This is a genomic window from Sphingobacterium sp. E70 (genome assembly GCF_019285695.1).
Lineage (GTDB): Bacteria > Bacteroidota > Bacteroidia > Sphingobacteriales > Sphingobacteriaceae > Sphingobacterium > Sphingobacterium detergens.
In genome coordinates this window covers 5,899,205-5,920,219 of the sequence record NZ_CP079104.1, presented here as the reverse complement: position 1 = coordinate 5,920,219, position 21,015 = coordinate 5,899,205, and the positions used below count along the sequence as shown (strand labels likewise).

At 36.4% G+C, this 21,015-nt stretch carries 28 protein-coding genes and 3 pseudogenes; 8 read left to right on the top strand and 23 right to left on the bottom strand.

The window, feature by feature from the left end:
* Positions 1 to 29 precede the first annotated feature (29 nt).
* The 3 genes from KUH03_RS42275 to KUH03_RS42265 form a co-directional block, all read right to left on the bottom strand.
* Positions 30 to 518, bottom strand: coding sequence for a hypothetical protein (locus KUH03_RS42275; protein ID WP_257090578.1), 489 nt, complete (start codon positions 516 to 518; stop codon positions 30 to 32).
* 85 nt (positions 519 to 603) lie between these two features.
* Positions 604 to 1,140: a TlpA disulfide reductase family protein gene (locus KUH03_RS42270; protein WP_257090577.1), complete on the bottom strand. Its 537-nt coding sequence runs from the start codon at positions 1,138 to 1,140 to the stop codon at positions 604 to 606.
* 146 nt (positions 1,141 to 1,286) lie between these two features.
* Positions 1,287 to 1,832: a RagB/SusD family nutrient uptake outer membrane protein gene (locus KUH03_RS42265; protein ID WP_257090576.1), complete on the bottom strand. Its 546-nt coding sequence runs from the start codon at positions 1,830 to 1,832 to the stop codon at positions 1,287 to 1,289.
* Between the two features lie 217 nt (positions 1,833 to 2,049).
* Here KUH03_RS42265 and KUH03_RS42260 point away from each other — a divergent pair, with 217 nt between their 5' ends.
* From KUH03_RS42260 to KUH03_RS42245, 4 genes are all read left to right on the top strand, one after another.
* A complete protein-coding gene (locus tag KUH03_RS42260; protein WP_257090575.1) occupies positions 2,050 to 2,700 on the top strand; it encodes a DUF3885 domain-containing protein in 651 nt (216 codons plus the stop codon).
* 306 nt (positions 2,701 to 3,006) lie between these two features.
* Positions 3,007 to 3,189, top strand: a complete 183-nt coding sequence (locus KUH03_RS42255; RefSeq protein WP_257090574.1) for a hypothetical protein — start codon at positions 3,007 to 3,009, stop codon at positions 3,187 to 3,189.
* Between the two features lie 3 nt (positions 3,190 to 3,192).
* Entirely contained in the window at positions 3,193 to 3,600 is a 408-nt protein-coding gene (locus tag KUH03_RS42250) for a GNAT family N-acetyltransferase (protein ID WP_257090573.1), read from the top strand.
* Between the two features lie 48 nt (positions 3,601 to 3,648).
* Entirely contained in the window at positions 3,649 to 3,921 is a 273-nt protein-coding gene (locus tag KUH03_RS42245) for a hypothetical protein (protein ID WP_257090572.1), read from the top strand.
* An 826-nt stretch (positions 3,922 to 4,747) separates the two neighbouring features.
* Here KUH03_RS42245 and KUH03_RS42240 read toward each other — a convergent pair.
* Both KUH03_RS42240 and KUH03_RS42235 read right to left on the bottom strand, forming a co-directional pair.
* Entirely contained in the window at positions 4,748 to 5,092 is a 345-nt protein-coding gene (locus KUH03_RS42240; RefSeq protein ID WP_257090571.1) for a hypothetical protein, read from the bottom strand.
* Between the two features lie 23 nt (positions 5,093 to 5,115).
* Positions 5,116 to 5,783, bottom strand: a pseudogene (locus tag KUH03_RS42235) (PD-(D/E)XK nuclease family transposase).
* Between the two features lie 328 nt (positions 5,784 to 6,111).
* On the opposite strand from KUH03_RS42235, the gene KUH03_RS42230 reads away from it, so the two are divergent.
* Positions 6,112 to 6,357 carry a hypothetical protein gene (locus KUH03_RS42230; RefSeq protein ID WP_257090570.1) on the top strand — a complete coding sequence of 82 codons (246 nt, stop codon included), beginning with the start codon at positions 6,112 to 6,114 and terminating at the stop codon, positions 6,355 to 6,357.
* A 747-nt stretch (positions 6,358 to 7,104) separates the two neighbouring features.
* Positions 7,105 to 7,284 (top strand): hypothetical protein, encoded by a 180-nt coding sequence (locus KUH03_RS42225; protein WP_257090569.1) that lies wholly within the window; start codon positions 7,105 to 7,107, stop codon positions 7,282 to 7,284.
* 319 nt (positions 7,285 to 7,603) lie between these two features.
* On the opposite strand, the gene KUH03_RS50040 is transcribed toward KUH03_RS42225, so the two are convergent.
* From KUH03_RS50040 to KUH03_RS50035, 5 genes and pseudogenes are all read right to left on the bottom strand, one after another.
* Positions 7,604 to 7,969 carry a hypothetical protein gene (locus tag KUH03_RS50040; protein ID WP_373564908.1) on the bottom strand — a complete coding sequence of 122 codons (366 nt, stop codon included), beginning with the start codon at positions 7,967 to 7,969 and terminating at the stop codon, positions 7,604 to 7,606.
* Positions 7,970 to 7,974: 5 nt separating this feature from the next.
* A complete protein-coding gene (locus tag KUH03_RS42220; RefSeq protein WP_257090568.1) occupies positions 7,975 to 8,382 on the bottom strand; it encodes a hypothetical protein in 408 nt (135 codons plus the stop codon).
* Positions 8,383 to 8,433: 51 nt separating this feature from the next.
* A pseudogene (tatC, locus tag KUH03_RS42215) lies at positions 8,434 to 9,210 on the bottom strand (twin-arginine translocase subunit TatC); the annotation flags it as partial.
* Between the two features lie 104 nt (positions 9,211 to 9,314).
* On the bottom strand, positions 9,315 to 10,343 hold the full coding sequence (locus KUH03_RS42210) for a hypothetical protein (protein WP_257090567.1): 1,029 nt from the start codon (positions 10,341 to 10,343) through the stop codon (positions 9,315 to 9,317).
* 57 nt (positions 10,344 to 10,400) lie between these two features.
* A complete protein-coding gene (locus KUH03_RS50035; RefSeq protein WP_373564907.1) occupies positions 10,401 to 10,502 on the bottom strand; it encodes a helix-turn-helix transcriptional regulator in 102 nt (33 codons plus the stop codon).
* Positions 10,503 to 11,051: 549 nt separating this feature from the next.
* On the opposite strand from KUH03_RS50035, the gene KUH03_RS42200 reads away from it, so the two are divergent.
* Positions 11,052 to 11,483, top strand: a complete 432-nt coding sequence (locus tag KUH03_RS42200; protein WP_257090565.1) for a hypothetical protein — start codon at positions 11,052 to 11,054, stop codon at positions 11,481 to 11,483.
* A gap of 845 nt (positions 11,484 to 12,328) precedes the next feature.
* Here KUH03_RS42200 and KUH03_RS42195 read toward each other — a convergent pair.
* The 13 genes and pseudogenes from KUH03_RS42195 to KUH03_RS42135 form a co-directional block, all read right to left on the bottom strand.
* Positions 12,329 to 12,499 carry a hypothetical protein gene (locus KUH03_RS42195; RefSeq protein WP_257090564.1) on the bottom strand — a complete coding sequence of 57 codons (171 nt, stop codon included), beginning with the start codon at positions 12,497 to 12,499 and terminating at the stop codon, positions 12,329 to 12,331.
* Positions 12,500 to 12,540: 41 nt separating this feature from the next.
* Entirely contained in the window at positions 12,541 to 12,804 is a 264-nt protein-coding gene (locus KUH03_RS42190; protein ID WP_257090563.1) for a hypothetical protein, read from the bottom strand.
* Positions 12,805 to 13,462: 658 nt separating this feature from the next.
* A pseudogene (locus KUH03_RS42185) lies at positions 13,463 to 13,975 on the bottom strand (zinc-binding dehydrogenase).
* A 17-nt stretch (positions 13,976 to 13,992) separates the two neighbouring features.
* A complete protein-coding gene (locus KUH03_RS42180) occupies positions 13,993 to 14,370 on the bottom strand; it encodes an alcohol dehydrogenase catalytic domain-containing protein (RefSeq protein ID WP_257097850.1) in 378 nt (125 codons plus the stop codon).
* A 125-nt stretch (positions 14,371 to 14,495) separates the two neighbouring features.
* A complete protein-coding gene (locus KUH03_RS42175) occupies positions 14,496 to 14,726 on the bottom strand; it encodes a hypothetical protein (RefSeq protein ID WP_257090562.1) in 231 nt (76 codons plus the stop codon).
* A 65-nt stretch (positions 14,727 to 14,791) separates the two neighbouring features.
* Entirely contained in the window at positions 14,792 to 14,968 is a 177-nt protein-coding gene (locus KUH03_RS42170) for a hypothetical protein (protein WP_257090561.1), read from the bottom strand.
* Between the two features lie 13 nt (positions 14,969 to 14,981).
* The gene (locus KUH03_RS42165) at positions 14,982 to 15,518 is read right to left on the bottom strand and encodes an SDR family NAD(P)-dependent oxidoreductase (RefSeq protein ID WP_257090560.1); all 537 of its coding nucleotides are present in this window, start codon (positions 15,516 to 15,518) and stop codon (positions 14,982 to 14,984) included.
* A 46-nt stretch (positions 15,519 to 15,564) separates the two neighbouring features.
* Positions 15,565 to 16,656 (bottom strand): alkene reductase, encoded by a 1,092-nt coding sequence (locus tag KUH03_RS42160; protein WP_257090559.1) that lies wholly within the window; start codon positions 16,654 to 16,656, stop codon positions 15,565 to 15,567.
* A 291-nt stretch (positions 16,657 to 16,947) separates the two neighbouring features.
* Positions 16,948 to 17,304: a TetR family transcriptional regulator gene (locus tag KUH03_RS42155; protein WP_257090558.1), complete on the bottom strand. Its 357-nt coding sequence runs from the start codon at positions 17,302 to 17,304 to the stop codon at positions 16,948 to 16,950.
* A 355-nt stretch (positions 17,305 to 17,659) separates the two neighbouring features.
* Positions 17,660 to 18,289: an FAD-dependent monooxygenase gene (locus tag KUH03_RS42150; protein ID WP_257090468.1), complete on the bottom strand. Its 630-nt coding sequence runs from the start codon at positions 18,287 to 18,289 to the stop codon at positions 17,660 to 17,662.
* Positions 18,280 to 18,738: a hypothetical protein gene (locus KUH03_RS42145; RefSeq protein WP_257090557.1), complete on the bottom strand. Its 459-nt coding sequence runs from the start codon at positions 18,736 to 18,738 to the stop codon at positions 18,280 to 18,282. Before KUH03_RS42145 ends, KUH03_RS42150 begins: the two co-directional genes overlap by 10 nt.
* A gap of 326 nt (positions 18,739 to 19,064) precedes the next feature.
* Positions 19,065 to 19,268, bottom strand: a complete 204-nt coding sequence (locus KUH03_RS42140) for a VIT1/CCC1 transporter family protein (protein ID WP_257090556.1) — start codon at positions 19,266 to 19,268, stop codon at positions 19,065 to 19,067.
* Positions 19,255 to 19,380 (bottom strand): hypothetical protein, encoded by a 126-nt coding sequence (locus tag KUH03_RS42135; RefSeq protein ID WP_257090555.1) that lies wholly within the window; start codon positions 19,378 to 19,380, stop codon positions 19,255 to 19,257. The genes KUH03_RS42140 and KUH03_RS42135 overlap by 14 nt, the downstream gene beginning before the upstream one ends.
* Positions 19,381 to 20,028: 648 nt before the next feature.
* Here KUH03_RS42135 and KUH03_RS42130 point away from each other — a divergent pair.
* Complete coding sequence (locus KUH03_RS42130; protein WP_257090554.1) at positions 20,029 to 21,000, top strand: phosphoglyceromutase; 972 nt, start codon at positions 20,029 to 20,031, stop codon at positions 20,998 to 21,000.
* Positions 21,001 to 21,015 lie beyond the last annotated feature (15 nt).

The window sequence follows — 21,015 nt, the reverse complement described above, 5'->3', positions numbered from 1 at the left end:
GAAAATTCATACCCTATATTTTTTGCGGTTTACTCTATTTCTTCTATCACCAATACTTCCATCTCCTCTTCGCCCAGTACTGCTTCAATACCGTATGCGGCCAGCTGTGCGTTAAATTCCGCCAGGGTTTCATAGGGTGCAATTTCTATTTTTTCTTTGCTATTGACACGGTCTAAAACAGGTGGAAATTTTCCGCCTAGATCCGTCATGACCGCCAAGACTGCACTATTTTCATATACCATTCCTTTTGCAAGCGTATCTTTCGGGGTAGGCTGTACAGGACAGGACTGCAATATGAGACAGGGAATCTTTTTCATCGCTTTATACGATCGCATGCCTAAAAAACTATGCAGATCATTCAGCACCATTCTTGCCTGTACCGAATCCGGTCTTGATATTTTATCCAATCGTTCATAGGACAGCGCATGCTCCCGCGACCATACGCCTCCCTTAGCTTCAACATCTTGGTATTGATCCAGATTTTTAACCTTTAATACGAGTCTTTCCGGCCTTGGCACATAGTCAGCCGGACTTATTTTTGCCCAAATGAATTTAACGGCGCTACTGATCGAGGCATTGTAAAAGAGGTTTTGATCATATTTGTCAGGCTGTCTTTTTTATTTTTAAGGATTCGAAAGGGGCGCCGTTTTGATAACCAGCTATCCAAACACCATATTTAACAGGTCCAGTTTCCTCCTTGTTTCGTCCGATCAGGTCTCCCTTACCAAAATCATCCTTTAAAGGTAAGTCTATTAGTTCTTTCTTATAGAGCTCTAGTATGTTTTCTTCGGTTACTAACTTGCTGCTGGTTATCGCTTTCACCCCTCCTTTGTAAAGAAATACAACATGCGGGACACCTAGATGCGGGAACCGCTGTTTTAAATAAACATCGGCATAGATAACGGGCAAGTTGACCTTGTTTTCTTTAAGGTAACTGTTCCCGGCGAAGAACTTGTCGATGGTTGCTTTATCCTGCCAAGTTACACTAATGATCAGAACTTTATCTTTCAACTTGTCCTGTAGCTTTTGCAACTTGGGCATAGACTGTATACAAGTGCCACAATAGGTGTCAAAAAAATCCAATATTACCACTTTGCCTGCTAGCTTTTGAAGATCCAACGGTTTTCCTGTTCCGCGCATTTGCTGAATAGCACTGGGGGTACAAAGGTATCCCCGATTTTTAAAGCCTCCTTGGATATTATATTTTCAGCAGTTTGTGCAAAGGTATTAATCGTCAGGATCAATAAGATAAATGAAACGAATAGTTGTTTTAAATGATTCATGTTTTAAAGTGTTAATTGTTTAGCGTAAGTTTTGAGGTATTTTCCTATAAGGACTGCTGGCTCCGGTAACCGGAAAGCATATTTCCGGCTATCAGGTGCCAAGCTATACGTTAGCCCTTGGATATTTCTTTGTATAGTTTTCTGGAATCTTGGATCCAGATTTAACCGTTTCAGGTCAGACCAACTCCTTCCCCGAAACAATAGTTCTTTCTGCCGCTCCTGCAGTATGGTAGATAATAGCATATTGCCATCAATTTCGGCCACTGCCGTAAAGCTATTTTTATCGAACCTATTTTTTAGCAATGCGTTTAGCGCAGCTAATCCTTCTTTGACTTTCCCGATACGGACGGCACATTCGGCTTTGATAAGGTATATCTCACTTGTCGTTAGGCCCACAAAAAGAGTTGCTAAGGACTGATCATAATTTCCTTTAAAACTGTACGAACCTTTGGGATAGTCGTTGCTCCTAAAATACAACTGCTTTCTAAGGTCATTAGCAGTATAACTTGCGTATAAATTGGAATCCACCAATCCATTGTTTAGACTCATAGGCCCTGGTTCTTAAAAATGCTCATGTTATTGATATTCCCAATCTTTTAATTGAAATATTAACTTTTAAAAACCTAACACATATCTCTTATGATGAATCTTGTATCCCATTAATCGACCAATTCAGAAAGCATCATACCGGAGAGATTACTTGTAAGCTTTTAGATGGTTCGCGCTAAAATTATCCTCCAATCCAAAAACTAATTAAATCTTCACTGTGCAAACAACCAAACAGGAATATAGACAGTTTTTAAAAGATCACTTCAAGAGGCTAAAGCTTAGAGCTCCTTTATTTTACAGCTGTGATTTTGGGCTTCGATTTGACTTACAAATTGGTGAAACCAATACAGAAAAATACTTTCACAACGTTAACAGACGTGCAACGACAATATTTCAAAGTGCCTTTGACAGTTCAGACAATGTGTTTCTAATTTTAATGGACTATAAATACAAACATAGAAAAATTCGATGCTCGAACTTTATCTTTAAACAAATTCAGGATCTCCATGCAGCTGAAATAAGTTTTTCGAAAGAAATAAGGCTTTACGATCCCCGCGATAAATTTGATATTCGAAATCTCGCCATTATTAAACTGAAGTCAGGCAGAGTAAATCATAAAACCTTATTAATGGCAATCGCAAATCAAGACTTTCCTTCAAGATTCCCGAGGTTAGCGTATAATCATATAATTTCGAACAAAGAGATTTACTTTATAAACATCAATAAAAAACTTATTTTTAATATGTACGATGACAGAGGGCTTGATCTTGTCGCTAGTGATCTTGAAACACTAAGACCAATTTACGAAAACCACAAAGACTGGATTCTTGACCATGACAGGGCGCAAATAGAAAAGCTCTTCACATAAAATCAGATCCCAGTTTTGTTCGTGTAAATTGGTGCGAAAGAAAAAAATGGATCGGTATTCATGAACTTATATGTAAAAATAGGAATATGAAAATTATCAGAATAGCAATGACACCGCTTTGCTGCATTTTGGCTAGCATCATTTTTTTGGTTTGCATTAAATGGGACTGGTCATTTTCCTTATCCCCATATTAATCCCATTGGCCGTGTCATTAAGCAATTTTGACATGATCAGTTTTCCAAAAAAATTGACCTTTCCGAAGTTCTGGTTTTCAATGGCGATAATAATTGGGTTATCTTTACTGGTATGGCCAATAGCAGATTATATGCACGCGCATCCCTATCCAAATTCACATTCCTAAACGGCCGTGAAAATATTGTCATCATATGGTCCGCACTTGTTGGATTTGGAGTTGCATTGGGTATACATGCACAGAAGGATAAATGTGATAATATTAACTTAAATATAACAACGAAAACTAAAGAATAATATATGGACATAAAGCTAAGTGTTAACAGAGATTTGAATGCAAATGACATTCTGCAACTATACCAAGCTAATAAATGGAGCGCAGCCGAAAAGCCAGAACTACTGATGAAAGCCCTCTTAAATTCGCATTCTTTAGTTACTGCATGGGATGGTACGACATTAGTAGGCTTAGGGAATGCTATTTCCGATGGGTATCTCGTGGTTTATTATCCGCATCTATTAGTGCACCCCTCCTATCAAGGCAAAGGGGTTGGTCGTTTGATCATGGATAAAATGCAAGAGATTTATAAGGACTTTCATATGCAGATGCTCACCGCCGATGGAAAGGCTATCGACTTTTATAAAAAGAACGGCTTTGAACGAGCAGGTCAAACGGAACCAATGTGGATCTATTCCGGTGGTGACCATTAAAATTGAGGAAATAACAAAGTTCGAGCAAATATTATCAGCAATAATGGAATGACGCATACATTACAAATATCAAATAGTAATTCCTTGTTAGATTCTAATTCACAAATTGAGAGGAATTGGTTTTATTATCTATTTATGGGCAAACTACCTGAATATAACAGATTAAAAAAACTTAAACGTATTGATTATTGGTGGATAGAAATTGACGATTTAAATAATTCAATTGGAAGGAAGATTCCCTTTGATGCTTTTAAATATCCAATAAGCGGATTGAGTGATGTAAAATTAAATTTAAACTCCATTCAACCCATAAAAACATAGATAGAGCGTTGTTTAACGATATGTGGAGTATATATGACAAACGCGATTTCAACAAACTTGAGCAAATGATTTCCAAATACTTGAAAAAATGGAAAAGCACTGACAAATTTGATCCCCTTTGTTTCCTTCAATAATAATTGATTTAAAATATCCGAAGGATATAATTGAGTTAGAAACGATTGAAGAATTAGTAAACCAAGTTGATTATATTGGGTATGAATGGACTGAATCGGAACGATTGATTGATTCGAAAGGAAACATGTATAGTACTGAATACCTAAATTTTGGACATCCGGTTGGAGTTGTGGTACCAATCAAAATTGATGGAAGTATAACGAACGAAGAATTAATCCATTTAATAGGGAATAACAAACTTAACTTTAAAATTATAGATTAAATTATTCTCAACAACAAAGGGAGCTCTTGCCCAACGATGATCTTCAAAAAATGGAACTCAAATTGTGATTTATTAATATAAAAATACTATTGCTGATGCATACCGCTTAATCTTTAAACTATGAACTGGTTGTACATTTTTAAACATTGGGGAAGCACTTTATTACTTGGTGCAGTTCTTTTTATTCTCTCGAGGGATTAGGCGCTGAAGAGGCAATTGTTTTTGCGCTCATGCTATCGGCCGCAAGTTTAGTCTTCTCTTTACCCACCCTATTGGTTTATATTTTAGTTTTCTACTGGCTTAAAAAAAAAGAATAGCATGGACAGAAAATGGGTAAGATTAATTTTGGTTTCCACTACGATTCTGGGCATTGGAATAACTCTTTTTTGGGTTAACTTCATTGGAATTATGCAGCCATTAATCTGCTATTCAATTGCTGCAATTGTTTCCAGTTACTTTTTTGATATAGAAAAAGGATGATTTCCCATAAAGAACCTTAGAGTTTTCGATCTCTTCGACAGAAAGTCCTGTACCCTTAGCAATATCAGCTGTAGGTAGCCCCATTTCCTTAAATGCTTTAGCAGTCTCAACTGCTTTTCTACGCTCCCCTTCCGCTAAACCTTCCGCTAAACCCTTAGCTTTACCTTCTGCTAGACCTTTAGCTTTACCTTCCGCCAAACCTTTAGCATGACCTAAAGCTTCTCCGGATTTTTTGGCCGAATTAAATACGTTCTCAGCATCACGCTTATGTTTTAAACTTGCTTCGTATGACATGAGTTCCTCCTCCGTTAATTTACCTATCTCCCTATCTCAAAGATAAGACCAAATATTCTTTTATCCAAAAATGATGGCAATCTATCCATGGTACTCAAATGTTTAAGTAAGTACAACCACTGATCCATAACGGTCTTCAGTTCTTCCGGCTGTTTATTAAATAATGGAAGCGAAATCATTTTATATCCCAATTTATCATAGAATATTTCTTTGGTCAATTTGTCAGACAGCGCCACATCATAGAAATAAGGACGCTCTGTGACACGGGATATACCAGAACTTCCATTTCTATTCATGTCAAACTCCAAAATACCAATAAAGTAAACCTCCGGTAGGTAATAATCACTACCCTTCTTACCTCGCGCTAATTGTTTATTGATGAGACGTGAGGTATAATACACCGCGCGCTCCTTAAAAATTCTTGAAAGAGCTGCTGCATCTCAATGATGAAAACCTCACCATCGCTGCCGATACAATGTAAATCAAATACAACACGACGCATTTCCTCATAATCGCCATCTTGTTCTACAGGTTTATATCTTAGATCCGAAATTATCTTCTCTCCATGAAATAGACTATTGAGAAACTCAATTAGTAAGATTTTGTTGTCCTCTCTACCAAAGTAAAATTTCCAACCGAAATCGGTACGTGGATCTACATACCTACCCAAATGTTTTTTTGATCTAGCCATAATATTTATTAATTGGTTATCAGGCAAATACACAATAGTAAATTGAAAAGTACTAAAACAATTAGTAAACAAACATAGACGGAAAGTATTTTATATTGATAATCAATCGCACGAGCTGAAAAATTACAGAAGCCTAGTCTTTATCAAATTTTATGAGTTACTTAGTATGTCTTAAATTAGCTCTATAGCCTAGTAAATAATATCGATTATGTATAAATTACTTTTAATCACTTTTCTTACCGTTTGTTGTCTTAATAGCAGCTCCGCACATTATCCTATTAACGCTGTAGATAAAATACAAAACACTTATTCTTATGCGTATATACGGGTGGAAGGAAAATTCCTATCGAAAAAACTAAAGGTAAAAGTTGACCTAGGAGATTCAGATGAACAGATCGCGGAAGGTGAAAAACTTTCCGAAATATTGACCAATAAAAAGTCGTATGCTTCCATACTGAACTATATGTCTAAAATTGGTTATGAATTAGTAAATACATTCGATTTAACCGATAACTATAATGGCTCAGGCGGAACTTCTGGTATTATTTACATTATGAAAAGAGTTGAGGAATAATAGGTTTGAAATTGTCATAAAAACGATTAGTAGCTTTGATGGAGAGAAAAAAAAAAGATATATTTTAAAAACTGGGAATTAACGGTCGATTATAATATAACCAAAGGAACTTACGAAAAAACTGCATTTGGAGGAAGTGATATCTGCGGATGTAATTACTGCAAGAACTTTTCTGACAATAAAGACAATATTTATCCTGATGAAATCAAGCTTTTATTCGAAGATTTGGGAATTGATTATAAAAAGAATGTGAAGTATGGCATTATTATAATGATGAGCTTGGTTACCATTGCTATAGTGGGTGGTTTCACTTTAAAGGATCATTTCAAGATAAAAATTACGTCAGCCAAACAAATGAAATTTGTCCCATAATCGATCTCGTTCCAATTAATGAGAATTTCAGCATAGGTTTTAGCGAAAATAATCAACTTAACTTTTTGAAGACAAAGAATTGTTAGTGCAAGTGGAATTTAGCGCAAAAACAAAGTGGACAATAGATAAATCTCTGGAAAGTTATTGACACCAGAGTTCAAGTTAGTTAAATATAATTGTCTTACAATATGGTAAACGGCGGTGAAAAGCAATTGTCCCTAAAAATATTTCCTTTACCCCTACGTCTCAGTATTTTAAACAACAATAAATACCAGCTTTTTAATCCTCCTTTATCATTCAGATCGAAATATATTTCATCATGCTTTTAGGTTCATGACTGCACTAAATTGATTAATTTTAAAAAAGTCTTGATATATGTCTAATTTCATAGCGCAGCTCCAATATAGAACACCACAAGAAGGTGGAAGAGAGACACCTGCTTTCTCTAAATATAGACCACAGATCAAATTTGATTTTGACGAAATGCAAACATCTGGTGAACAGACATTTATCGATAAAGATATCGTGTATCCCGGGAGGAAGTCAAAGCGGTGATTCGGATAGCTGCTGTCATATATTTTAAAGGAAGACTAGCTGAAGGTATGTTATTTGAATTTCGGGAAGGGCCACGTGTGATTGGTACAGGAAAGATCTTACAAATATTGAATGATACATTAAAAATACGTCATTGATCGAAGTGAACGGTTACGCTCGATCAGGCTCAAGCAGGACGATAATCGGAATGTGATTTAATAAAAATGCTATTCTGGAAAAGTATGGTCTTCCCCTACTCCGCTTTTCGAATAATCAAAAAAGATCTATCAAGTTCAAACACCATTATAGGTTTCAGAAGAAGGTAAAACAGATTAAAACCCTAACATTTAAGATGATAATAATCTAAAATAGATAACAAATCCGCTTGTCTAAGCCTTCTTTTATGAGCTATAGCAATCATTATCGTCATTAAAACAAGAGAGCACGATGATGCATAGAGCGTGCTCAGTTCGAGCCCACCTTTTGTAAATGGTTTTGTAAGGAAATCCCCAAAAGTTGCTCCAAAGGGTCGTGTAAAAATAAAAGCAATCCAGAATAATAGGATTTGATTGAGTTTGGTGAAGTAATGTAACAGCACCACCAATATGATTATACTACCTGTTACCATCGCCCCATGTAGATAGCTCAATCCCAAGTTGTCACTTAGAAAATCGCCGAATGCTGTCCCTAAGCTATTGGAGAACAGAACAGCTATCCAGAATAGTAGCTCTTTTTCTTTTCAACAATTGGATATACTTCCAAATTTTTATATTTTCTATACCAAAAGAGAAAACTGGCCACAAGACAGAGCGCTAATATTATACTTCCAAACAGATAACCCATGCGTAGGGTTCGATCAATAAAGTCGGAGATCTCGGTACCTAAAGTAGTCGTACCTATTATAACAAACCAATACTTTACAGGCTCATATTCTTTGGCATTGAGCTGGATCAGCAAGGCGACAACTAAAATGACTAAAGTAATAGCTAAACCTATCACATAGCCGTAATTGAGCGTCATGGAAATGAAATCACCCAGGGTTTCTCCCAAGGTTGTAGCCACCACTTTCATCAGCCAAAACAAAAGTGTGATGGGCGCTACTTTATTTAGATACTTCATATTCTTTTTTAAACAAAGCTATCGTACAATTTTGAAGAAAGTTAGAATTGGTCAGAGCTCTATTTTAGAACGTTTTTTCTCGATCTGTGCAGCTACTGCTATACTTATTTCATAAAGTACCACCAATGGACAGAAAACAATAAGCATGGTTTGCATATCTGGCGTTGGGGTTACTATCGCGGCGATAATCAGCATAATAATGATCGCATATCTCCGGGTCGAGCGCATCAGTTTGGGGCTTAAAAGTCCCATTTCAGCAAGTATCAATACTAAAATCGGCAACTCAAAAATCAGTCCTGCTCCCAGTGTTAGGGTTACTATAGAAGAAAGATAAGAATCAATTGAGATTTGGTTTTGGATCACCTCACTTACTTGAAATCCCACTAAAAAGCGAATAGAATAAGGTGCAATAATATAATATCCAAATAAGATTCCCAGAAAAAACAAAAGGCTGGTGTAGAAAACAAAACCTTTGGTTGCTTTTTTTTCTCGTGCGGTCAAAGCGGGTTTTATGAACTGCCACAATTCAAAAAGTAAATAGGGAAATCCCAATATTAAACCAATAATTACCGAAGAGTTAAGCTGTAACGTAAATTGCCCGGCCATTTCGGTATTTATGATATTAAATTTGATTTCCTTAATACAATATTCGGATCCCAAATCGAATTTCTTTCCGATCCAACACAGCATTTTGTAAGTCCAAAAATCTTCACGTTTGGGTCCCATTATAATTTTATCGAAGATGAAATCAAAAAATGAAAATGCCCAAATTGTAAATAGGAAAATCGCAGCAGCAGACCTAATAAGGTGCTTTCTTAAAATACCTAAATGATCGAAAAAGACATTTCACTAGTACTATTCATTTCTACGCGCTCCTTAAAAAGATTTAACCACCTAGAGAACCCAATTCTTTTGTCTGCCATCTCGATTTATCAGTAATTTCCGTAGTATTCTTGAGCCTTTTTTGAAATGTATCCACCGATCATAAAACTGAGAAATATAAAATAATATACGGTGAAAACTAATGCATGATTTCCCAATAGCTCAGTGCCACAGAGGATCATAATATACACCTGGCTGAAAAAAAGGTTTGTCCTGGCATGTACTGAAAAACTGATCATCCTTCCGATTAGACCAAATAATGGTCCGCCGACTATTAATGGTAAATAGATAATGGGATATGTAAAACTAAAGGTCACAGCTATTCCGGCACAGCTGCCCAAAAGTAAAGCATTTTTCCAATTTAACTTTCGGCTGAACGCCAATAGACTTCGGACATTCAATTTATTGCTGATTGAAAGAAAGTATCCAATTAATGCAAACTGACCTAAATAGAATATTTGGGTTAATGTTTTAAAGGATGATGATACTAGGCTTGTCGAATCGGATTTGCCTACCTGGAATAACTGAATGAGACAAAAACCAGAAATGGAGATCACTATAATCGCAGCAAAGGCTGAAAATATATTTAATTTGACTGCTAAGGAAGCTAGATATTTCATGATGGGTCTTCCCTTAAGAACAAATACAGTGATCAAACATATCAGAAGTATTGCAAGTGCATAAAAAAGGATCTCCCATTTACCTGCAAAAGAAATTGAGTCTACTACTGATGTTTCTATTCGATCCTGTTGATAAAAATAGACTGGCAGCAGAATAAAAATAGCCTGCAAAAATAAAGTGATTATTCCACCCATTATAAGTAAAATACCGTTGCTTCTGAATCTGACGTCAGGGTTTACTTTTTCGTATTCTTTCTCAATGGTAAATATAGATCCAATACGTTTCATTGCTATCATCCATATTTCATCGTCTGGCAGTTCTGATACAACTAACTCATGCATGATGTCCTCAAGGTGATTTCTCAATTCTTCCTGATCATCTGGGTCTAAGGAAGTTTTTCGCAATTGCGACTGCCATTCAATTAATCTGATCTCTAAATTTGGGGAAATGGTTTCCATAGGTTGCTCAAAAGTTCGTTCATAAATTCCCAGCTCTGCTTTTCCTCTTTAACTGGTTCATTCCTTTTTGGTAATGGTATAATATCGTCTGCGTTTTTCATTTTCTGCAATTTTCCATTCTGATTGAATGAGTTCCCTATCTTCCAATTTTCGAAGCACCGGATACAATGTACCATCGGAATATAATATTTTACCGCCGGACACTTCCTTGACCTTTTGATAATCTCATAACCATAGCTCTCACCATCCATCAGGGTAGATAATATGATAGGAATCGAAGAAGCAGCCATTAATTCTTTAGACAAATCTGACATAGTGTTTTTTTCAAATATACATAGAACTTCGATGTATACATAAAAAAGAAAAAAAAATGTTTTTTTAATCTTGAAAAAACCGAAAATTTGATCGTACACTACGATCCAGAGTCTCTTAAAGCAAAAAAAGCCTCCCCTATTAATCTTTATGGGAGGCAAAACAAGCTAAATGTCAGCTCGTAGCTTATGTTGATTGGCTATGGTCTTTATCTAGTACGATACTCCGGAACTACTGTTTCTACCCAATCCTCTTCCATACAGTCAGGACTATTTTGACAATATCTTAAAAATTCATCCTGAATTTGTATTTGAAGAGACACTTAATCCCACATTAAGCTATCAACTGCAACACGATATCGAGTTCAATAGTGAAGCTGGAAGGGACAATTATTGTATGCTCTATTCCTATTTCTTAATGAATGTAAATGGCCAACAGAAATATGCAGCACAGCGCAAAAGAATATTTCACTTATTTCCTAAAGTGAATGAATTATTTGCTTTTATTGAACAAGGAGGTACGTACTTTGGACATCAACAGAAAAGATTGCTTGCGGAAGTGGAATATGCGATCTACCTGATGCCCAAAGATAAAAGCGAGCTTCAAAAAACATACGATATCAACAAACAAAAACAGCTGTATATTCAGGGGCTTATACAACTTGTAGCCGATGAAGTAGCAAATAATGAGGGAATTGAACCTCAGCGGAAGTCAAGCCAGATCAAACGGCTCAATAAAATAGTAGATGACATAAATCTGTTAATAACAGATAATTTCCTATTGAGAAGAGTGCAGAATTTTCCAAGCAATTATTACGAATATTATTGACGTTAAAAGGCATCAACTAAAATTACTGTTAGTGTATTAAAAGGCTACATATCAGGAGGAGTGCGAGAAGTCATGATTTCTGTACCATTAGATGTAATAGCCACTACTTGATCTGACAGTTGGGTGTCTTTTGGTTGATACCCCACAACATGGCGACTGAGCGATTACTCTCCCCACGGGCTTTTAATTGAATTATATTTATTTGAAAAAAAAGTCCAGTTATAAGTAACATAACTGAACTCCGTAGTTTTTATTTATACACTTAGTGGGACAGTCCCGACCGGTACACAATTCTATAACCTCCTCTCATTATAAACCGCGTTTGACATTTTGAAACTTTACCTCCGTCAATTTGCTGATTAATAAAAAAACTTGTCTCAAATCGATAGAATTTCGTATCCTTCCACCCCAATGTTGATCAATTATTGTAAAAACAAAGTAATCATCGAACCATTAAAAAAACAAATACCACTTTTTAGTGGTCGTTTTATTCATAATATTCGATCTTCCTTTTTATTAAAATTCCACCTTCAAATTCGTCTTTAGGATTTCTTTTAATAATCTGCTTTTGTTCAACCCAATTTTCATAATTATCATAAATATATGAATAGGTTGATGATTGTATGGTAGGGCTTTCTTTAGATCTGCTTTTTTCTTCTTCTATATCGCCATGTGAATTGTATTTATAATTTTTGTTTCTTTAAAATAAGAAGAATTTAGCTCGATTGGTTTATTTGAATTGTCATATGTGATATCAACAACCCCTGATATATTGCCATCAAAATTGTCAGTTTTTTCTTGAATCATATTTTTATTCCGATCATATATTTTAGTGACAATAGAAACTAACAAAAACTCTTTTTTGTTTCGTCGTATTCATAACGTTTTACTGTTTCGTCATTTTCATTATAAAAATAATCCGTGTATGCGCTAAATTGATTCAGATTTAACCTATTGCCTTCGTACCGGTTTTCAATCTTCTTTGTCAATTGTTTTTGTTCATTATAAGAGAACAAAATCTCCCCATATTTATCCCCTGTAACTGTGCCAATTAGTTCTATTTTGCAGAGTTTTCCTTTTCATAGATATATCTTTCATTTAAATTGTAATTATTTTTATTCTTGCTTTTGTCAAACTCTACGATATAGATATTTGAAACGGTACCATCTAAATTGTACTCTTTATATTGATCCAGTCCTTGCATGTCGCTTCTGTTAATAGGCCGCCCCGCTATTCCATGGTAGGTTATTTCCTCTGTTTTTATCTGGGGTTTAGTTTTCTGTGTGTCTTGTCCAAAAGCAAAAACGCACAGTAAGAACATTGACATAAATGCTGTTATTTTTTTCTCATATCGTATTTTTTATGACCTATCCCCATATATATATAGCCTCGCGAAATAGTACACCAAAGCTTAATTCACCATTTTTAAAATAGCGCGAGCTCGCTACCGAACTTCATTTAATTGACCCAACCTCACTTATGTAAATATACGACCGATCTTTTGGTATGAAAGGCTATTTTATAATTCGTAAAGCTGTATTTATTATCCGCTATCATTTTTCAATTATCGGGATAGAATTATGGTATAATACTTCTTAATGGGACAAGATTAATAACTAAACCTATTATGCAGAGCAACGATTTGTAGAGAAAAGATGAAACTGGCTGAAGTCTGTTGTGACATTGTCTTAAAAACGATAAATCTCTTTATACGGTGCAAAATAAGCCACATACAGAATAAAATCTATCAGTGAGTATCAGATATATTGCTGATCTTTAGCCTTTAAGAACATGCTTGTAGGTAAATGCAATCCGTTTATCATTTAAATTCCATTGGGCCATTTCGTAACATTTTAAACTCAATGACCGGCAATCAGGTTTGCCATGATAGATTCAGAAATTTGGAAAAATGGGGTACTTACATGTTGTTTATAATAACTTGAAGCAAAACTAAAGCTTGTTTAGAATGATCTTTACTTTCATTTTATTTTGACCACAACTTTTCCTTTCGCTCTTCCATTTTCGACATATTCCAAAGCTTTGTTGGTTTCTTCAAACGGAAATACTTTGTCTATAATAGGCTTAATGATTCCAGACTCTATCAATTTTGTAATTTCATTGAGCTGACTTCCATCTGCCTTCATAAAAGGAACGTGTAATCAACGCCCAATTTTTTTCGCCTTTTTCTTAATCCCGAAACTCAGAAATCTTGTTACCATCTTCACCAGCCAATTCGCATGGATAGCTTCAGCAAACTCAGGTGTTGGTGGACCGGAAATTGAAATGACCCTGCCTCCTGCTTTTAAAATATTTAATGATTTTTCAAGTGTTTTATTATCCTGGCTATTTAAAACGAGGTCATAATCTTTCAGTATTGCTTCAAAATCCTGTGTTTTATAATCAATTAAAACATCAGCGCCTATTTCTTTCAGGAAATCAAAACTTTTGGCACTTGCAGTTGTCGCAACAGTTGCGCCAAGATGTTTCGCCAACTGGATCGCAATGGTACCTACTCCTCCCGAACCTGCCTGAATAAATACCTTTTGTCCTTTTTTAACTGACCAATTTCCACCAGAGCCTGCCACGCTGTGAGTGCGACCAACGGAACCGATGCAGCTTCTTCCATCGAAAGATTCTTTGGTTTAAAGGCTAAATCTTCTTCCCTCACCGTTATATATTCTGCAAATGTACCTATATGAAAGTCGGTCGGCCTAGCATAAACTTCATCTCCAACATTGTATTTTTTTACATTATTTCCCACTTCCTTTACAATTCCAGCAAGATCGTGACCTAAAATAAGCGGCATTTTGTAGGGAAGAATAAGTTTGAATTCCCCTGTTTTTATTTTCGAATCTAACAGATTTAAGCCTGTTGCATAAATCTCCACCAAAACTTCATTGTTTTTAATTTTTGGTAAAGAAACATCTGTCAGCTGAAGGCCTCCTTTGTATATTTATTAATTAGAAATGCTTTCATGATTATTTCAATTTTATATACTCTTTTTAGCATTGATTATATTATAGGACGTCTTAGGCGCAATCCTATTAAGAATGGAAATAACCTTTGTATCCCCACTTTTATCGTTTCAACGTCTTTCTTCATACCTAAAATCAGCCCCTTGACCAGTTGTTGCGTACTTATCTTTTTATCCTGCCGATCGGCGACCATATCGGTATCGACCAAAGGTGGAAGCAATTCAAAAACTTTCACCGAACTATGGATTGCCTTATTTTTCAAATTCATAATGAAAAATTTAATAAGAACTGAACCAATCTTTTAATTTCTCAAAAGACTGATTCAGCTTGTATTTATGCCTGAGCTAATTTTGCCATAGCTTCCCCAATCGCATTTGCGTAAACCTTTGTATCTCCAACAGGAATATCAAACAAATTGTTTTCCAGTCCAATAAACAGTTCCTCCGCCACTTCACTGGGCGCAATTCCTGCCGCCCCACCTATTTCAGCAGAAAAATCGGTGTTTACCAATGGAGGATAGACCTCATAGACCTGAAGTTTTGCTGCTCTTCATAAGTTTTCTCAGAGCTGTAGTATAGCTATGTAGTGCCGCTTTCGTTGCACCATAGGTTGGAAGAAATTTATGACTTCCATATACAGCAATAGACGAAACGTTGACCACCGCTGATTCTTCTTTTTCCAACAAATGTGGAATCATTAATTCTGTAAAGTGAATGATCGCAAAATAGTTCGTATTCATCTCGATCATTGCTTTTTCGTGTGCATTGGTCGTTTCACTGAGTAAATATCCAAAAGCTGCTCCCGCATTATTAATGATGATATTTACATCATGATGATTTGTCTTCAAATCTTCTGCAATCCGTATTCTATCTGTTTCTACTGATAGATCGCCCTGAATGGCAACGGCATCTTTCAACTCGGTCAACGCTCTCTGAAGACGGTCCTCATTACGTCCGTTTATAATAATTTTATTTCCTGCTTCATTTAATTTTTTGGCAATTGCCAATCCTATTCCTGCGCTTCCGCCGCTAATGAATATAGTATTTCCTGTTGTTTTCATTTTGACAAATTTCGTTTGATATTATTATATGTATATAACTGTGTTCTTATTTATTTAAAAATGGATAATCTGTATATCCCTTTTCACCGGGTGTGTAGAAGGTATCCTGATCCGGAGTATTTAGTATAGAATCTCTTTTATAGCGTTCTACAAGATCTGGGTTAGCAATAAATGGAACACCAAAGGACACTAAGTCGGCATCTCCCTCCTCAAGGACCTGTTCTGCTGTCTGTTTATTGAAAGCACGGTTAATGATAATAGTTCCTTTATAAATTTCACGAAAATGCTTTGCCACGTGCTGAATCGCATTTTTATTACCCGTTACATCGGTGAAAGGCTCTATTAAATGAATGTAGGCCAGATCATAATCATTTAACCGGCTGACAATGTAATTATACGTCGCAATGGTCTCATCATCCACGGCAATTCCCATTATTCCATTCAACGATGGATTGAGACGCACGCCAACATTTTTGATGTCAGCCACTTCTCTGATCGCATCTAATATTTCAAAAAGAATTCTTGCGCGATTTTCAGGAGAACCTCCGTATTCATCTGTTCTGTTATTGGCATTTTTGCTGAAAAACTGCTGCAAAAGATAGCCGTTTGCACCATGAAGCTCTATCCCGTCAAAACCAGCACGGAAAGCATTGATAGCTCCTTGTTTAAAATCGTTAACTGTCCTTTTGATATCTGCAATTGTCATCGGCTGAGGAGCAACGGTAGGTTTAAAGCCTTCTAAAGTAAATGCTTTCTGCCCAGGATTAAAATCGGATGGAGCCAGAGGTAACCTGCCTTCATGCAAATCGGGATGCGAATAAGCTCCAGTATGCCAGAGCTGGGCAAAGATCTTCCCTCCTTTATCGTGAACAGAATCAGTGACCAATTTCCAGCCTTCAACCTGGTTATCGGTATAGATTCCGGGAACATTGATAAATCCGATACCCTCCTCACTGATAAAAGTGCCTTCGGTAATGATCAGTCCGGCTGTCGCACGCTGCGCGTAATATATCGCAGTCAGTTCGGTTGCAACATTACCCTCGTTGGCAGATCGGGCTCTGGTCATCGGAGCCATTACTACCCTGTTATTTAACCGTTTACCATTAAGCTCGTAGCTTTCAAACAACTTGTTGCTCATATTTCAATTCTTTGGTTTAATATTTAAAATATACTTTTTAGTCTATTTTGTTTCAAAAAAATTACAGCAGATACTGCTCTAATTCTTTTTAAGGTCCTTGATAAGTTCTAGCATCAATTTTCTCGATCCCATCGTCCTGCTCAGAACAATTCCACCTTCTATCGCTGAAAACATTTTAAAGGCAAAAACTTCTGCATTTAGGTTTTCTGAAAATTCACCGTTAATTTTCCTTCTTCCAGTACATTTGAAAGAGCGATCTGACCAGCATTCAGAACTGCTGCAACCTTCTTTTTATCGAAGGAAAATTATCATCAGCCTCAACAGCGGTGTTAAAGATGGGACAGCCTCCTGCGATATATGTATCGATTGGGTTCTTATAAAAATCAAGATATAAAAAGATCTTGTCTCTCGCTGTTTTACTTTGGATACAACGGATGCCACTCTTTCGGTTATTTTTTTTTGGGAATAGTCTACAACCTGTTCCGAAAGATCCTCTTTTCCATTGAAATGCCCATAAAGACAGCCTTTGGTTAACTTGGTCGCTTCCAAAACATCGTCAATGCTCACACCCGAGATCCCTTTCTCATTGTAAAGCGGGCTGGCGGTTTCAAGAATAAATTGTTTTGTTTTTTCTGCTTTTGTCAACATCTGTTTTATTATTTACGCTACAAATATACTAAAAAGTATATTTTAAAAACAAACAAAATATACTAAAAAGTATATTTTGACATTTTAAACATATTATGCCAATTCCGCCAAAAAGTATTTAACCTGTCTGACCTGGTTTGTTAGAAGAAACGATTTCCCGATGAATGACGGTTATATCTGTTTATTCAGTCAATTGTAGATGGATACACTGAACTGGTTCCGGCTAAGTGTTACCTATTCGTAATCTGGTAGTATAATTTCTTTCGCTCTATTCTTCTTATTGTCTTTTTATCTTCTGAAAAAACGCGCATCAACCATTTTACAGGTTTGCTTCCAACAATGGCTATCAATTGATTTAGGAGTGCAACTCCGACTCTCGACTCGGATATACTATACGAGGAATACCCGGAGGCAGCTTTTGACACTCTTGAACGTAGGGTTTCATTATTTTTTCGTAGTTACGGAAAGCCTCTTCATAATTACCTGCTCTATAAAGCTCTCCAGCAAGGATATAGGCGCCTGCCACGGCAAGGTCTGTACCTTTTCCTGCAATTGGTGTAGCACACCAAGCGGCATCACCTGTAATGACAACCCTTCCCTTAGTCCATTTATCAGTCTTGACTTGACTGACCCTCTCAAAATAAAGATCTTCACTCTCTTTTATCTCATTAACTAATCGTTCAGATTCCCAGCCTGCACCTTGTATACGATCAATAAGCGCTCTTTTCTGATCTGCTTCACTTAGGTCTTTATACGCCTTCTCTTTTGCCAGAAAAGTTACCGAAGCCCTTGTCTTTCCATAATTATCAGGCCTCAACATAAATACAATGCCCTTTGGCGCATTATACCAACGTGCCCACCGACTGTCGGTATTATTTCGAAGGATAGTAAGATAAGCGGTATATAAACCTAAATAGTTAAAACGAGGACGACCGCCAAAGGCAAGATCACGCGTTGCAGAACCGATACCTTCAGCTATAACCACAATGTCAAAGATATCCTTTTTCCACTTGCAAAATCCACCTTGACCTCATTTTCACTTTCTATCAAATCAATGATGTGATCACCAAAAATATATTCTACACGCTTCGCGGTGAGATCGTACAGTATCTTAACCAGATCGCCACGTAGGATCTCAAGTTCCTGAGTCATGCTCATTGAACTATCAGATGGAAATTCTGCTATTGTATGATTGTCGGAATTAACGAAACGTAGCCCAATCTCGGTGGTATTATGTGCGCGGATCTCTTCCAAAATACCCATCTTAAGCGCAATTTCTTTTGCTGGTCCTTTCACGTCTATATTCTGTCCGCCCAGTCTCAAGGCTGCTGCACGCTCTATCACGGTAACCTCGAAGCCGTACCTATCCAGCCAGTAAGCCAATGTAGGACCGGCGATGCTAGCACCCGAAACCAATATTTTTTTGTCTTTCATAATTATAATTTTCAATCTTTTGATTAGACAAACAACCTAAAGATCAAAGTAGTTCAAAAATACACGCAAATTTTTCACACGGGTTCTATAAAAATCCGAAAAAGCAAGTAAAGCTTTTTTGTGTAAAAACACACTATAAAGTCTCGGTACTTTATATCGGCATATGAAAGACTGAACACAAAAATGTTGTAATCGAAACTGCAACAAGTACTGAAAGAATTTATAGTTAATGAACTAAGCGATATTTACTCCAAAAAGATGACCTATTAATGCAGTCACACCCATTGCTATGGTACCCCAAAAACAGATCCTGCCCACAGCAACGCCTATATTTGAGCCCCTGTTTTTGCAGAAATTGCCCCAAGAATCATTAAAAAAATAATCGTAAAACCATATTGTAAATAGACCATCAGCTCAATTGGTGCAAATAATGATACCATAAATGGAAGCACGGCTCCGAGAGCAAAAGAGCCAAATGATGCTATTGCCGCCAACAGAGGCTTGGCTTGCGTTATTTCATTTATCCCCATTAAATATCCCTGTATTGGAGAGGTAATTAATGATGATAGTTACGACCAATGCGATCCCGTTAATCATTTGAAATATCTTTTTCATATTGCGCTGCGCTAAATTAAGTTTCATAATTACAAAAATTCCTTTTGCTGTCTTGCGAGTAATTATTTAGAGTAAAATTATATCTAGAACTAAATTTAAAAAGACAAATTTATAGAATTTTTGACACGAGGCTATTTTATATTTTTAAAACTCAGGACAAAATTATAGTCTGATCTACGCTACTAAATCAATGTTTTTTGCTGTTGACAAAAATACTTATATAGCAAAAATGTATTAGTTACTGATATAACGATCAATATGATATATAGTGGGGCTTTATCGACACAACAATCAGTTCTTTTAACTACGGCCTTCCCTACTCTTCTTCTCGACTGTGCGTACAGCCTAAAGTGTATTTAGTCCATGTGGTAATAAAAATTTTATATAAAAAAGTTAAACATATGTAAACGTTATTTAGTATTTATATATATTTACAAGAATTAATGAAAGCCTTAAAATTAAGACGATCAATGTTGCCGTCCACTTTGAATATATAGTGTTAATGCCGGTCTTTAATCTGGGGCTTTAGTAATGAACCAAATTATTTTTAAGAACTCAAAACCTAAATGTTAGTATTTAATCCCTAGATTTTGATTAATTGAAATCTGCCGGACATCTAAGCAAGGCTTAACTTAAAATGAATAAATATCCTCATAAAACCTCAATTTCCAACTCATGAAAAAGTTAAATAGCTTATTATTATTGCTATGCCTCATACAGGGCGCCTTTGCACAAAGGCATGCTCATGCAGACAATCTGGTCATCATTTCGGTAGATGGTCTACGTTGGCAAGAGTTATTTAAGGGCGCAGAGAAAGATCTGTTGTTAAATGCGAAATTTAATTCGCAGGATTCCCTCGAAAGAATAGCAAAATATTGGTCTGATGATCTAATTCAAAGAAGAACTAAGCTAATGCCTTTCACATGGAGCATTATCGCTAAACAGGGACAGATTTATGGAAACAGGGATCTGGATAATAAAGTTAATGTCAAGAATCCTTATTGGATATCTTACCCAGGCAGAAGCGAGAACCTTACAGGCTATGCCGATCCTAAAGTAAAATCCAATGACCATCCTAACAATGGGAATAAAAATATTCTGGAATTCGTCGATCAGAAAAAGGGATATAAAGGTAAAGTTGTCAGTTTTGCTTCCTGGGATGCTGTAGGTCGGGTCATAAACAGAGAACGGAATGGTTTACTCGTTAATATTCCCGGTGAAAATATCGCTGGTCATAACCTGAGTGAAGGAGAAAAGCTGAGCAACGAAATCCAGCACTACGAACCCAAAATATGGGGACGCGGCGAACGTTTGGATGCGACTACGTATGCGCTAGCCAAATCCTATATGAGAGCCAGACATCCGAAGGTGGTTTATCTCGACCTTGCGGATACGGATGAATATGGGCATAGCGATCAATATGATTTCTATCTTGATGCTACCAGAAATATAGACGCCATGATCAGCAGCCTCTGGAGTTATCTGCAGGAAGATCCCTTCTATAAAGATAAAACCGTATTAATGGTCATGCCTGATCACGGAAGAGGTGTAGGAGATCAATGGACACGCCATGGTGCAAGCATTCCCCATGCAGATGAAACCTGGCTGATTGCTATGGGGCCACACGTAAAGCCTTTGGGGAAATAAAGAGCAGCGGACAAA

Bases quoted from the DNA above. Each gene is read 5' to 3' on its own strand.
- KUH03_RS42130 (WP_257090554.1), top strand. From the start codon at position 20,029: ATGAAAAAGTTAAATAGCTTATTATTATTGCTATGCCTCATACAGGGC.
- KUH03_RS42145 (WP_257090557.1), bottom strand. From the start codon at position 18,738: ATGAAAGACAAAAAAATATTGGTTTCGGGTGCTAGCATCGCCGGTCCT.
- KUH03_RS42270 (WP_257090577.1), bottom strand. From the start codon at position 1,140: ATGCGCGGAACAGGAAAACCGTTGGATCTTCAAAAGCTAGCAGGCAAA.
- KUH03_RS42220 (WP_257090568.1), bottom strand. From the start codon at position 8,382: ATGAAGTATCTAAATAAAGTAGCGCCCATCACACTTTTGTTTTGGCTG.
- KUH03_RS42250 (WP_257090573.1), top strand. From the start codon at position 3,193: ATGGACATAAAGCTAAGTGTTAACAGAGATTTGAATGCAAATGACATT.
- KUH03_RS42255 (WP_257090574.1), top strand. From the start codon at position 3,007: ATGGCCAATAGCAGATTATATGCACGCGCATCCCTATCCAAATTCACA.
- KUH03_RS42175 (WP_257090562.1), bottom strand. From the start codon at position 14,726: ATGAATTTGAAAAATAAGGCAATCCATAGTTCGGTGAAAGTTTTTGAA.
- KUH03_RS42210 (WP_257090567.1), bottom strand. From the start codon at position 10,343: ATGGAAACCATTTCCCCAAATTTAGAGATCAGATTAATTGAATGGCAG.
- KUH03_RS42240 (WP_257090571.1), bottom strand. From the start codon at position 5,092: ATGTCATACGAAGCAAGTTTAAAACATAAGCGTGATGCTGAGAACGTA.
- KUH03_RS42135 (WP_257090555.1), bottom strand. From the start codon at position 19,380: ATGAAACTTAATTTAGCGCAGCGCAATATGAAAAAGATATTTCAAATG.
- KUH03_RS42225 (WP_257090569.1), top strand. From the start codon at position 7,105: ATGTCTAATTTCATAGCGCAGCTCCAATATAGAACACCACAAGAAGGT.
- KUH03_RS42160 (WP_257090559.1), bottom strand. From the start codon at position 16,656: ATGAGCAACAAGTTGTTTGAAAGCTACGAGCTTAATGGTAAACGGTTA.
- KUH03_RS42245 (WP_257090572.1), top strand. From the start codon at position 3,649: ATGACGCATACATTACAAATATCAAATAGTAATTCCTTGTTAGATTCT.
- KUH03_RS42190 (WP_257090563.1), bottom strand. From the start codon at position 12,804: ATGTTCTTACTGTGCGTTTTTGCTTTTGGACAAGACACACAGAAAACT.
- KUH03_RS42265 (WP_257090576.1), bottom strand. From the start codon at position 1,832: ATGAGTCTAAACAATGGATTGGTGGATTCCAATTTATACGCAAGTTAT.
- KUH03_RS42155 (WP_257090558.1), bottom strand. From the start codon at position 17,304: ATGTTGACAAAAGCAGAAAAAACAAAACAATTTATTCTTGAAACCGCC.
- KUH03_RS42165 (WP_257090560.1), bottom strand. From the start codon at position 15,518: ATGAAAACAACAGGAAATACTATATTCATTAGCGGCGGAAGCGCAGGA.
- KUH03_RS42200 (WP_257090565.1), top strand. From the start codon at position 11,052: ATGCTCTATTCCTATTTCTTAATGAATGTAAATGGCCAACAGAAATAT.
- KUH03_RS42140 (WP_257090556.1), bottom strand. From the start codon at position 19,268: ATGGGGATAAATGAAATAACGCAAGCCAAGCCTCTGTTGGCGGCAATA.